This is a genomic window from Rhizobium sp. Rhizsp42, assembly GCF_047304155.1.
Taxonomy (GTDB): Bacteria; Pseudomonadota; Alphaproteobacteria; order Rhizobiales; family Rhizobiaceae; genus Rhizobium.
The window spans coordinates 1-12,373 of record NZ_JBGLYS010000065.1 but is presented as its reverse complement, the minus strand read 5'-3'; the positions used below and the strand labels follow the sequence as shown (position 1 = coordinate 12,373).

At 60.9% G+C, this 12,373-nt stretch carries 13 protein-coding genes; 3 read left to right on the top strand and 10 right to left on the bottom strand.

From position 1 onward, the window contains the following. Window positions 1-144: 144 nt before the first annotated feature. The 9 genes from ACCD05_RS30660 to chvE form a co-directional block, all read right to left on the bottom strand. Entirely contained in the window at window positions 145-387 is a 243-nt protein-coding gene (locus ACCD05_RS30660; RefSeq protein WP_112943878.1) for a hypothetical protein, read from the bottom strand. Between the two features lie 97 nt (window positions 388-484). Next, window positions 485-958: a VOC family protein gene (locus ACCD05_RS30655; protein WP_018897240.1), complete on the bottom strand. Its 474-nt coding sequence runs from the start codon at window positions 956-958 to the stop codon at window positions 485-487. Between the two features lie 101 nt (window positions 959-1,059). Further along, window positions 1,060-1,314, bottom strand: a complete 255-nt coding sequence (locus ACCD05_RS30650) for a hypothetical protein (RefSeq protein ID WP_413397369.1) — start codon at window positions 1,312-1,314, stop codon at window positions 1,060-1,062. 145 nt (window positions 1,315-1,459) lie between these two features. Continuing rightward, entirely contained in the window at window positions 1,460-3,199 is a 1,740-nt protein-coding gene (gene araD, locus ACCD05_RS30645; RefSeq protein ID WP_018897238.1) for an L-arabinonate dehydratase, read from the bottom strand. A 63-nt stretch (window positions 3,200-3,262) separates the two neighbouring features. Next, window positions 3,263-4,696: an aldehyde dehydrogenase family protein gene (locus ACCD05_RS30640; protein WP_047506350.1), complete on the bottom strand. Its 1,434-nt coding sequence runs from the start codon at window positions 4,694-4,696 to the stop codon at window positions 3,263-3,265. Window positions 4,697-4,779: 83 nt separating this feature from the next. After that, complete coding sequence (gene araD1, locus ACCD05_RS30635) at window positions 4,780-5,775, bottom strand: AraD1 family protein (protein WP_162718149.1); 996 nt, start codon at window positions 5,773-5,775, stop codon at window positions 4,780-4,782. 127 nt (window positions 5,776-5,902) lie between these two features. Further along, window positions 5,903-7,111, bottom strand: coding sequence for a multiple monosaccharide ABC transporter permease (gene mmsB, locus ACCD05_RS30630; RefSeq protein ID WP_018897235.1), 1,209 nt, complete (start codon window positions 7,109-7,111; stop codon window positions 5,903-5,905). Then, entirely contained in the window at window positions 7,108-8,646 is a 1,539-nt protein-coding gene (gene mmsA / locus ACCD05_RS30625) for a multiple monosaccharide ABC transporter ATP-binding protein (RefSeq protein WP_047506352.1), read from the bottom strand. The genes mmsB and mmsA overlap by 4 nt, the downstream gene beginning before the upstream one ends. Window positions 8,647-8,746: 100 nt before the next feature. Then, window positions 8,747-9,811 (bottom strand): multiple monosaccharide ABC transporter substrate-binding protein, encoded by a 1,065-nt coding sequence (gene chvE / locus ACCD05_RS30620; RefSeq protein WP_413397367.1) that lies wholly within the window; start codon window positions 9,809-9,811, stop codon window positions 8,747-8,749. A 243-nt stretch (window positions 9,812-10,054) separates the two neighbouring features. On the opposite strand from chvE, the gene ACCD05_RS30615 reads away from it, so the two are divergent. Both ACCD05_RS30615 and ACCD05_RS30610 read left to right on the top strand, forming a co-directional pair. Then, window positions 10,055-11,086 (top strand): LysR family transcriptional regulator, encoded by a 1,032-nt coding sequence (locus ACCD05_RS30615; protein WP_409527905.1) that lies wholly within the window; start codon window positions 10,055-10,057, stop codon window positions 11,084-11,086. Window positions 11,087-11,160: 74 nt separating this feature from the next. Beyond that, window positions 11,161-11,682, top strand: coding sequence for a hypothetical protein (locus tag ACCD05_RS30610; RefSeq protein WP_413397365.1), 522 nt, complete (start codon window positions 11,161-11,163; stop codon window positions 11,680-11,682). On the opposite strand, the gene ACCD05_RS30605 is transcribed toward ACCD05_RS30610, so the two are convergent. Continuing rightward, complete coding sequence (locus ACCD05_RS30605) at window positions 11,683-11,949, bottom strand: hypothetical protein (protein ID WP_413397363.1); 267 nt, start codon at window positions 11,947-11,949, stop codon at window positions 11,683-11,685. Between the two features lie 167 nt (window positions 11,950-12,116). On the opposite strand from ACCD05_RS30605, the gene ACCD05_RS30600 reads away from it, so the two are divergent. After that, on the top strand, window positions 12,117-12,373 hold a 257-nt coding region (locus ACCD05_RS30600), incomplete at its 3' end, for a Gfo/Idh/MocA family protein (protein ID WP_413393790.1).

Below are 12,373 nucleotides of genomic sequence, written 5' to 3'. Positions count from 1 at the left end.
TTTTTTGTGTGTTTGTTATTTTTTTTTTTTTTTTTGGTTGTTTTTGGGGGGGGTGTTTTGTTTTTTTTTCTTTCCCTTTATTCCGGGCCCGGCCCCGCCGCGCCCCCCCGGCCCGCCCCCCCACGCCCTGCTATTCGAACGCGTCTAATCGAACTCCGGCACCTGCCCCGACTGGAAGAGAATGATCGACGGTCCCTGCTCGCCGACCGCGACATTGGCCTCGCGGCACCAGACGACCACGCCGGCATAGTCGTTGACCATCGTTTCGGCCACATAGACAGCCGTGTCCTCGCCCTTCATCCGGCGCGGTTCGAACGCGTGCACCAGAGCGCCGCTGTCATCGATGTTGAACGCGCTCAGCACAATCAGTTTCCGCACTCCTGGCATTGACGCTCTCCTGCGGCGATAACGGCAGGACGCCCGTTTCGTTCCTGAGAACGGGCGGTCTGGAGAAGAAATATGGCTGGGGTCGCCCAGCAATGGCTCAGCCCCTGCGGGCAGCCTCGATCGCCGCGACGTCGATCTTGCCCATGTCCATCATCGCATCGAAGGCGCGCTTGGCCTCGGCGCCGCCGGCGTTCATCGCCTCCGTCAGCACGCGCGGCGTGATCTGCCATGATACGCCCCATTTGTCCTTGCACCAACCGCAGGCGCTCTCCTCGCCGCCATTGCCGACGATCGCGTTCCAGTAGCGGTCGGTTTCTTCCTGATCCTCGGTGGAGATCTGAAACGAGAAGGCCTCGTTGTGCTTGAAGACGGGACCGCCATTGAGGCCGATGCAGGCAACGCCGGCGACGGTGAACTCGACGACGAGCACCTGCCCCTCCTTGCCCGAGGGATAATCTCCCGGTGCGCGCGTGATCTTCCCGACGGAGCTATCGGGAAACGTCTTCGCGTAGAAGCGCGCGGCCTCCTCGGCATCCTTGTCGTACCATACGCAGATCGTGTTCTTTGCCATTACGCGCTCCTCCCGCGTTCGTTGCCTATGCCAGGACACATAAGGCAGCGACGTCAGTTGACCAGCGTAATGGTCTGTTCGGAGCGGATCGTGAAGGCGGGTCAGAGGCTCTCGTATTTTTCAGCCGTGCGGCGGGTCGCCAGCGAGTAGAGCCAGTAGAAGGGTATGAAGCAGACGAGGACGGCGATTTCGAGCACCGAATGGCGCGTCTCGCGGACCTCTTCGACAGCAACAGGCGCCTCCGCCCTCACCTCACGCTGCGCGTTCTCGAGCAGACGGTTCACCAGCTGGCGATTGTCTTCGGTCTCGGTCCCGTCGGCGTCGTGGTGAGTGGTTTTCGGCGCGGGCTTGCGCATGTCTGGCCTCGTCGTCATTTCCAGTGCGAGGTCAAGCTAACACGATTTTATTAAATCTTTAACTATAACTTCCCTGCTCCCAGAAATGGAAAAGGCGGAGCTTTCGCCCCGCCTCCTCGTCAATTCATCCGATCGAAACGACCGATTAGTGGCTGTCCTTGCCAACCGCGCTGCCGCGACATCCCTTGAGGAAGTCGAGGTCGGCGCCGGTGTCGGCACCTTCGACGTGCTGCTGGTGCAGGAACGCATAGCCCGAGGTCGGCAGCTCGTGCTGCGGCTTCCACTCGGCCAGGCGACGCGCCATCTCTTCGTCGGAGATATCGACATGCAGACGGCGGTTCGGTACGTCGAGCTCGATCATGTCGCCGTTCTTGATGACCGCGAGCGGACCGCCGACGGCAGCCTCCGGCGAGGTGTGCAGAACGACGGTGCCATAGGCGGTGCCGGACATGCGGGCATCCGAGATGCGCACCATGTCGGTGATGCCCTTCTTCAGCACCTTCGGCGGCAGACCCATATTGCCGACTTCGGCCATGCCTGGATAGCCCTTCGGACCACAGTTCTTCATCACCATGACGCAGGTCTCGTCGATGTCGAGATTGTCGTCGTTGATCTTGGCCTTGTAGTCGTCGATATCCTCGAACACCACGGCGCGGCCGCGATGCGTCAAGAGATGCGGCGAAGCAGCCGATGGCTTAAGAACCGCGCCCTTCGGCGCCATGTTGCCGCGCAGAACGACGATACCGCCGGACTGTGTCAGCGCCTTTTCAGCAGGCAGGATGACGTCTTCGTTCCAGTTGACGACGTCCTTGACCTCTTCCCACATGGTCTCGCCCGAAACAGTCAGCGCATCCTTGTGCAGCAGGCCTGCTTCGCCGAGGCGCTTGATGACGACAGGCAGGCCGCCCGCATAGAAGAACTCTTCCATGAGGTACTTGCCCGATGGCATCAGGTTGACGATCGTCGGCACGTCGCGGCCGCAACGGTCCCAGTCGTCGAGCGTCAGGTCGATGCCGACACGGCCGGCCATGGCCAGCAGATGGATGACGGCATTGGTCGAACCGCCGATCGCCGCATTGGTGCGGATGGCGTTTTCGAAGGCCTGCTTGGTCATGATGTCGGAGGGCTTCAGGTCGTCCTTGACCATCTGCACGATGCGGCGGCCGGTCAGCTGCGCCATCACCTTGCGGCGGCTATCGACACCAGGGATCGCAGCATTGCCCGAAAGCGCCATGCCGAGCGCTTCGGCCATCGACGCCATGGTGGACGCGGTGCCCATGGTGTTGCAGGTGCCCGACGAACGGCTCATCGAGGCCTCGGCTTCGAGGAACTCGGCCTGCGTCATCTCGCCGGCCTTCACCATTTCCGAGAACTTCCAGAGATGCGTGCCGGAGCCGACGCGCTCGCCGCGGAAGTAGCCGTTCAGCATCGGGCCGCCGGTGACGACGATCGACGGCAGGTCGACGGAGGCAGCGGCCATCAGGAGCGACGGCGTGGTCTTGTCGCAGCCGACCATCAGCACGCAGCCGTCCATCGGCTGGCCGCGAATGGTTTCCTCGATCGAGAGCGCCGCGAGGTTGCGGTACATCATCGCGGTCGGGCGGAAGGTGTTTTCGGATGCCGAGAAGACCGGAACTTCCATCGGGAAGCCGCCGGCCTCCCAGATGCCCGCCTTCACCTTCTCCGCCAGTTCGCGCAGATGGCCGTTGCACGGCGTCATGTCCGACCAGGTATTGAGAATGCCGATGACAGGGCGTCCGTCGAACAGGTCGTGCGGGTAACCCTGGTTCTTCATCCAGCCGCGGTGATAGATGACGTCACGGCTGGTGCCGCCGTACCATTCCTGCGATCGAAGCTTGCGCGGCCATTCCGCTTTTTTAAACATTGTCTTCTGCCTTTTGAGGGATGCCGAGCCGTCCTCGCGACGGCCCGTATCGCTATTTTGACGTCAGGCCAGCGTGTAGCTGGTCTTGACGGATGTGTAGAATTCGGCGGCGTACTTGCCCTGCTCGCGCGGGCCGTAGGAAGAGCCCTTGCGGCCGCCGAACGGAACGTGGAAATCGACACCAGCCGTCGGCAGGTTGACCATGACCATGCCGGCCTCGGCGTTGCGCTTGAAGTGCGTCGCATGCTTGAGGCTGGTCGTCGCGATGCCGGAGGACAGGCCGAACGGCGTATCGTTGGCGGTGGCCAGCGCCTCTTCGTAATCCTTGACGCGGATGACCGAGACGACGGGTCCGAAGATCTCCTCGCGCGAGATGCGCATCTGGTTGGTGGCTTCCGTAAACAGCGTCGGCTGCAGATAGAAACCGGGCGTATCGCGCTTCAGGAGCTCGCCGCCGAAGGCAAGCTTGGCGCCTTCCTTTTTGCCGATCTCGATGTAATCGGTGTCGGTCTTCAGCTGCTTTTCATCCACCACGGGGCCGATATGCGTGCCAGATTTCATGGCGTTGTCGACGATAAGCGTTTCGAGCTTGGCGGTCAGCGCCGCCACGAACTTGTCGTGGATGCCTTCGGTGACGATCAGGCGCGAGGACGCCGTGCAACGCTGGCCGGTCGAGAAGAAGCCGGAGTTTGCGGCAGCTTCCACAGCGACGTTGAGGTCGGCGTCGTCGAGAACGACCATCGGGTTCTTGCCGCCCATTTCCAGCTGGAACTTGCGGTTATGCTCGAGCGAAGCGGCAGCGACCCGCTTGCCGGTCCCGGTGGAGCCGGTAAACGTGATGCCGGCGACATCCGGGCTGTCGAGCATGGCCTGGCCAACGACCGAGCCCTTGCCCATGACGAGGTTGAGGACGCCCTTCGGCAGGCCGGCGCGGTGGAGGATATCGACGATCGCCCAGGAGCAGGCCGGAACCAGCTCGGCAGGCTTGAAGACGATGGTGTTGCCGTAGCAGAGCGCCGGCGCGATCTTCCAGGCCGGAATGGCGATCGGGAAGTTCCAGGGCGTGATGATGCCGATGACGCCGAGCGGGTCACGGGTGATCTCGACGCCGATGTTCGGGCGAACCGACGGGATGGTCTCGCCGGCAAGGCGCAGGACTTCGCCTGCGAAGAATTCGAAGATCTGGCTGGCGCGGATGGTCTCGCCGATCGCCTCGGGAAGCGTCTTGCCCTCTTCGCGGGCGAGCAGCGCGCCGAGCTCGTCCTTGCGCGCCATGATCTCGTCGCCAGCCTTCTTCAGGATGACGTGGCGCTCCCAGATGCCGGAGCGCGACCAGGCCGGGAAAGCGGCCTTGGCGGCGGCAATCGCGTTCTTGGTGTCTTCTGCCGAACCATCGGCATAGAGGCCAACGACTTCGTTCGTATCCGACGGGTTGATGTTCTTGGTTGCGTCCGAGCCGATCCATTCGCCGGCGATCAGGTTCTGATAAATGGTCATGGGCCCTGCAAGCCTCCTTTACCGCTTATGAAAGAATGGCCCGACAGCCAATGCGCCGGGCCCTAGAAACCAGAGCTGAGAAATCAGAGCTGCTTGACGACGATCTCTTCTTCGGCGTCGATCTTCAGCGGATTGCGCAGCGGCAGGCCGAACTCGGCGACCTCGATCTCGAACACGTCGCCCTCCTCCGTCTTGATGCCTTCGGCAAACGACAGCGTCGCCGTGCCGAACATGTGGACGTGGACGTCGCCGGGGACGCGGAACAGGCCGTACTTGAAGTGGTGGTATTCGAGGTTGGCGAAGGTGTGCGACATGTTCGCCTCGCCCGACAGGAAGGGCTTTTCGAAGATGACCTTGTCGCCGCGCTTGATGCGCGAGGTGCCGCGGATATCCTCAGGCGCCGCGCCGATGCGGATCTCGGGGCCGAAGCTTGCCGGACGCAGCTTGGAGTGCGCGAGGTAGAGATAGTTCTGGCGCTCGGTGACGTGGTCGGAAAACTCGTTGGAGAGCGCGAAACCGATGCGGAACGGCGTACCGTCCTCAGCGATCACATAGATGCCGGCCATTTCGGGCTCTTCGCCGCCGTCGAGCGCAAACGATGGGGAGACGAGTGCGGCGCCAGGAGCGGCGGCACCATAGCCGTTGCCCTTGTAGAACCACTCGGGCTGGACGCCCTTTTCGCCGGCCTTCGGCTTGCCGTTCTCGAGGCCCATCTTGAACATCTTCATCGAGTCCGTCAGCGTTTCTTCCGCGGCCTCGGAGGTCTTCTTGTGCATGCTGTCACGCGTCGCGGCGGAGCCGAGATGCGTCAGACCCGTGCCCGTCAGATGCAGGTGGGCGGCATCAGGATGCGTCATCGGGGCCAGGAAGCGACCTTCGGCATAAGCCTTTTCGAGATCGACGGTGTCACCCAGGCCATGCGCCTCGATCACCGATGCGAGCGACTTGCCACCGTTTGCGGCTTCCATGGCGAGCGCATAGACGCTGCCGGCATTGTTGACGGCTTTCGCGGTACCGCCCGGCTCGCGCACGGCGACGACGATCTCTCCGTTCGAACCCTTGATCTGCGAAATAAGCACGGTCTTCATCCTTTTTTTCCATTGCGCGGAATGTGCTCCGCCGTTCCGGCTCCCGAGGGAGCCGGATTGCAAGTTCATGTCACTGCGAATTCAAGTCACTGCGAATAGGTGGGCAGCGCCGAAGCGCTTAGCCCTTGTTCTTGTTGTAGACGTCGAAGAAGACGGCTGCGAGCAGCACCAGACCCTTGACCATCTGCTGGAAGTCGATGCCGAGACCGACGATCGACATGCCGTTGTTCATGACGCCCATGATGAACGCGCCGATGACGGCACCGGTGATCTTGCCAACGCCGCCGGATGCCGAGGCACCGCCGATGAAGCAGGCCGCGATGACGTCGAGCTCGAAGCCGACGCCGGCCTTCGGCGTTGCCGAATTCAGGCGAAGCGCCACGATCATGCCGGCGAGACCGGCGAGAACGCCCATGTTGACGAAGGTGAAGAAGCTCAGGCGCTCGGTGTTGATACCAGAGAGCTTGGTGGCCTTTTCATTGCCGCCCATCGCGTAGATGCGGCGACCGATGGTCGTGCGGCGCGTGACGAAAGCATAGGCTGCGATCAGCACCAGCATGACGACAAGCACATTCGGCAGGCCGCGATAGGTCGACAGCAGATAGCCGAGCGCCACGATCGCCAGCGAAACGATGACGTTCTGCGCGATGAAGAAGCCCATCGGCTCGACGTCGATGCCGTGGCTTTCGTTCACCTTGCGGCGGCGCCATGCGAGGTAGAACAGGATGACCGGCAGGATGACGCTGAGCACCAGCGAGGTGATCTGCGTCGGTACGCCGAAGATGTCGACCATGTCGCCGGGCAGGAAGCCGGTGGAGATGATCTGGAATTCCTTCGGGAACGGACCGATGTTCTTGCCGCCGAGAACCGTCAGCGTCAGACCGCGGAACACCAGCATGCCGGCCAGCGTCACGATGAAGGACGGAATGCGGTGATAGGCGATGAAATAGCCCTGCGCCGCGCCGATAACGCCGCCGATCGCCAGACAAAGCAAGGCTGCGAGCCAGAAGTTCATGCCCCAGGAGACGGTGAAGATCGCCGCCAGCGCGCCGACGAAGGCGACGATGGAGCCGACCGACAGATCGATATGGCCGGCCACGATGACCAGCAGCATGCCGAGCGCCATGATGACGATGAACGAGTTCTGGAGAACGAGGTTGGTCAGGTTGACCGGCCTGAACAGGATGCCGCCGGTGTAGAACTGGAAGAACACCATGATCGCGACGAGCGCGATGAGCATGCCGTATTCACGAATGTTGCCGCGGATGTAATCGACGACGGAAACGACGTTGCTTTCCTCGTGGCTGGTCGGGTTGACAGGAGTCATTGTTTCTTCTCCCCAGAGCGCATGATGGCGCGCATGATGGTTTCTTGGCTCGCTTCGCCCTTCGGCAGTTCAGCGACGATGCGACCTTCGTTCATCACATAGATGCGGTCGCAGTTGCCAAGCAGTTCAGGCATTTCCGACGAGATCATCAGAACGCCTTTTCCATCGGCAGCAAGCTGGTTGATGATAGTATAAATTTCGTATTTTGCACCCACGTCGATACCGCGGGTCGGCTCGTCGAGGATCAGCACGTCGGGATCGGAGAACAGCCACTTGGACAGAACCACCTTCTGCTGGTTCCCGCCCGAGAGGTTGACCGTCTCCTGGTAGATGCCCGACGAGCGGATGCGCAGCTTCGACCGGTAGTCGGTTGCGACCCTGCTTTCCTTGATGCCGTCGATGACGGTGCTCTTTGAAATCCCCGCCAGATTGGCGAGCGACGTGTTGTGCATGATGTTGTCGGCGAGCACGAGACCGAGATGCTTGCGGTCTTCGGTCACGTAAGCGAGACCCGCATCGATCGCCTTGCGAACGGTGCTGGTGTCCACCTGCTTGCCGTCGACATAGACTTCGCCGGTGATCTTGTGGCCATAGGCCTTGCCGAACACGCTCATCGCAAATTCGGTGCGGCCGGCACCCATCAGGCCGGCGATGCCGACTACCTCGCCCTTGCGGACGTTGATGTTGATGTCGTGCAGAACCTGGCGGTCGCGATGCTGCTGGTGAAACGCGTTCCAGTTCTTCACTTCGAAGATGGTTTCGCCGATCGGCACCGAGCGTGGCGGATAGCGGTCTTCGAGATCGCGGCCCACCATGTTTCTGATAATGGTGTCCTCGCTGATCTCTTCCTTGTGACAGTCCATCGTCTTGACGGTCATGCCGTCGCGCAGAACGGTGATCTGGTCGGCGACCTTGCGGATCTCGTTGAGCTTGTGCGAGATGATGATCGACGTGATGCCCTGCTTGCGGAACTCCATCAGGAGGTTCAGCAGCGCATCGGAATCGCTTTCGTTGAGCGACGCAGTCGGTTCATCGAGGATGAGCAGCTTGACGCTCTTGGACAGGGCCTTGGCGATTTCGACGAGCTGCTGCTTGCCGACGCCGATGTCGGTCACGAGCGTGTTCGGAGATTCGCGCAGGCCCACCTTGGCGAGCAGCTGCTTGGTGCGGTTGAAGGTGGTTTCCCAGCTGATGACGCCGCTCTTCGCATTCTCGTTGCCGAGGAAGATGTTTTCCCCGATCGAGAGCAGCGGTACGAGCGCCAGTTCCTGGTGAATGATGACGATGCCGATTTCTTCAGAGTCCTTCAGGACTTTGAAATTGCGGACGTCGCCGTCGTAGAAGATCTCCCCATCATAGGTGCCCGAGGGGTAGACACCGGAAAGAACCTTCATCAGGGTCGACTTGCCGGCCCCGTTTTCCCCCACAACTGCGTGTATCTCACCCTGACGAACCTTGAGGTTCACATTCTCGAGCGCTTTTACGCCCGGGAACGTCTTGGTGATGTTCCGCATTTCGAGGAGTGTATTTTCCATGATCAAAATTCCAGCGCCGTGGCCGTAAGATCGGCCTGGCGTTCTAAAAATCGGAAACCGGAACCCGCGCGCATGGGCGCGGATTCCGGCGTTCGTCAGATTACTTCAGCTGGTCTTCTTTGTAGTAGCCGCTGTCGACGAGAACGGTCTTGTAGTTCTCCTTGGTTACGGCAACCGGCTTCAGCAGGTAGGACGGAACGACCTTTACGCCGTTGTCGTAGGTCTTGGTGTCGTTGACTTCAGGCTCCTTGCCGGACATGACGGCATCAACCATGGCAACGGTAACCTTCGCCAGTTCGCGGGTATCCTTGAAGATCGTGGAATACTGCTCGCCTGCGATGATCGACTTGACGGAAGGAACTTCCGAGTCCTGGCCGGAAACGACCGGCAGCGGCTGATCGCCAGAACCATAGCCTACGCCCTTGAGCGAGGAGATGATGCCGATGGACAGACCATCGTAAGGCGACAGAACGGCGTCAACCTTGGCGTCGGTGTAGTTAGCCGACAGCAGGTTGTCCATGCGAGCCTGGGCCGTTGCCGGGTCCCAACGCAGCGTGCCGACCTTGTCCATGCCGGTCTGGCCGGACTTTACGACGAGCTTGCCACTGTCGATGTAAGGCTGCAGGACGGACATTGCGCCATCGTAGAAGAAGAAGGCGTTGTTGTCGTCAGGCGAACCACCGAAGAGCTCGATGTTGAACGGGCCCTTGCCATCCTTGAGGCCGAGCTTGTCGACGATCGTGCCGGCCTGAAGAACGCCGACCTGGAAGTTGTCGAAGGTTGCGTAGTAGCTGACGTTGGCCGAATCGCGGATCAGGCGGTCGTAAGCGATGACCTTGATACCGGCGTCAGCAGCCTTCTGCAGCACGTCCGACAGCGTGGTGCCGTCGATCGAAGCGATGACGAGAACCTTCGCGCCCTTCGTGACCATGTTCTCGATCTGAGACAGCTGGTTCGGAATGTCGTCGTCTGCGTACTGCAGGTCGGTCGTGTAACCGGCGTCCTGGAGCTGCTTGACGATGTTGTTGCCGTCGTCGATCCAGCGAGCGGACGACTTGGTCGGCATGGCAATACCGACGAGACCCTTGTCAGCGGCAATAGCCGGCATAACGAACGAAGCAACGCCGAACGCGGCAGCTGCCATCAATGAGATAATGGATTTCATCTCTCTCTCCCTAAGTTAATAAATGCGCGGGCGATCTCCTCGCCCACCCCGAACTGTGGCGGGTTTCGTATTGGATAATACTTCAATAGCGAGAAACGAAGTAGGTCTCCTCCACGCTCTCACACGTGTTGAGTGCCAACCAGCACACGGCGGCAAACTGGTATGGATTCCTATAACTGTCAAATAGAATAAGTGGCAAAAGGCATAACAAATTTGGTATATCGTTAAAAAGTATTACTTTTGATGGAGAGCAGTGGGGAGGCTGCAACCATGTCGAGCAATTCAGGGCATGTGGCATTAGAGAACGTGGATATACAGACAGAGATTTTTGGGGATGACGGCCTTCTGCGGGCGGGACTCAAGCTGAATCACCTGCGCATGATCGTCGCAATCGAAGATAGCGGCCAGATTTCGGCGGCTGCCGAAGCACTTAACATTTCACAGCCCGCCGCATCGCGAATGCTGTCGGAAATGGAGACCATTGTTAAGACTCCGCTTTATGAGCGCGTAGCCCGTGGCGTGGTGCTGACCACCTTCGGCGAGGCACTCGCAAGGCGTGCGCGCAAGATCATGTTGGAACTTAGAGAGGCAAGCCGCGAGATCGCCGAGCTCAGATCCGGCAAGGGCGGATCGGTCTTCATCGGCGCGGTGACGGCACCCGCCATGAGCCTCGTCGTCCCCGCCATCAAGCAGATCCGGACGGCGCTTCCCGGCATCGAGGTCAACATCCAGGTCGAGACCAGCAACGTGCTTGCCCGTGAGCTTCTGGCCGCCCGACACGACTTCGTCATCAGCCGCATCCCGGATGATCTCAACCCGCGGCTTTTCGAGGTGCAGGAGATAGGCGTCGAGCGCGCCTGCCTGATCGTGCGCAGCGGCCACCCTCTGTTACAGAAGGGCGTGGCCACCATGGCCGACCTGACGGACTATGACTGGGTCTTCCAGCCGCCCGGCACATTATTGAGACGCACGATCGAGGACATGTTCCTGTCGCGCGGCGTTGCCGTGCCAGAGAATATCGTCAACACCTCGTCGCTGCTGCTCACCTGCGCAATCATCTGCCAGACCGACGCGATCGCCCCCATCGCCATCGACGTCGCCCACTTCCTGGCGGCGCAGCGCTCGCGCGCCTCGGATGTCCGTGTGTTGCCGATCGATTTCGAGATCAACGTCCGGCCCTACAGCCTGATCACCGCAAGGGAACGCGCCCTGCCCCCGAGCGCGCGGCTGCTTTATGATCTGGTGTTGGCCGAAAGCCGGAAGGGCGGGACCTGACTGTTTGGATGGGGCCTCACAAGCCCCACGCCATCTTGGTCGCGTTCTATGCGCATTCGCGCAAGGGAGGCTCCATGCTATTCGGACAATCGCTGTTCCAGTCGGTGCTCGATCGGCTGAAGGAAGAGGATGGCGAAGCTATCGAAGAGGCCGCTCCCGTCTCGCACCGCATGCCGGGCTTCACGACGGGCCTCGCCTTCGACGTGATGGAGGGCGTCTCCGCACCCTCAGCGCGGCCCGGCCAGGCCTATTTCGACAATCTCGAATTCGAAACGCCGCGAGAGACGACCAACGACGCTCCGCCTGCTGAGCCATCACCCGAGCCGGTGGCCGCGCCACTGCCCGAGATCGAGCCCGAACCGATCATGCCGGAGCACCTCGCCCGCACAACAATGCCTGAAATCGCCGCCGAACTGGCGATCTCGGCGAACGACACCATCCAAAGCCTAAGCGACAAGCGACGCGGCTTCGCCAAGGCCAATCATCCCGACCGCGTCCACCCGCTGTTTCGCGACAACGCCACCAAGCGCATGACAATCGCCAATCAGCTGATCGACGAAGCGATCCGCCGCAAGACGAGAAGCGCCAGACGCTGATTATGCGTCGTTCTTCGGAGCGTCCTGCGTTTCGGCAGGCTCAGCCGTCTTGTCCTCGACAGCCGCTTTTTCCTCTGTAGGGTCTGCAGGCTTGTAGGACCAGAGCAGCACGTAGGCGGCATAGGCCCCGGCGCCGGCCGCCAGCACCGCCCAGAAGGGATCGCCCCACAAGGCCTCGATCCCGGTCCAGCCGAAGCAGACCGCGACGATGAGAACGCGCACCCACAGCGCGCGGTAGGCCGGATGGTTTGGATCGATCAGCTGCATCTCATTCCCACATGTAAAACTGTTACACGTCTTTAAGATGGTTTCTTAAAATGTGAAAGGCCCACGGCCTTGACGACGCGCGGATAAAATGGAATGAAAATTCCACAATGAGATAAATTCGGCCCATCCATTCCGCGACAGGGAGGCCGAATTCAAGGGAGGTTTATATGACAGTCAGATTTGGTCTTCTCGGCGCCGGTCGTATCGGCAAGGTTCACGCCAAGGCGGTCAGCGGCGATGCCAATGCAAGGCTCGTTGCCGTCGCCGACGCCTTTCCGGAGGCCGCCAACGCCATCGCATCCGCTTACGGCTGCGACGTCCGCACCATCGAGGCGATCGAAGCCGCCAGCGACATCGACGCCGTCGTCATCTGCACGCCGACCGACACCCACGCCGACCTGATCGAGCGCTTCGCCCGCGCGGG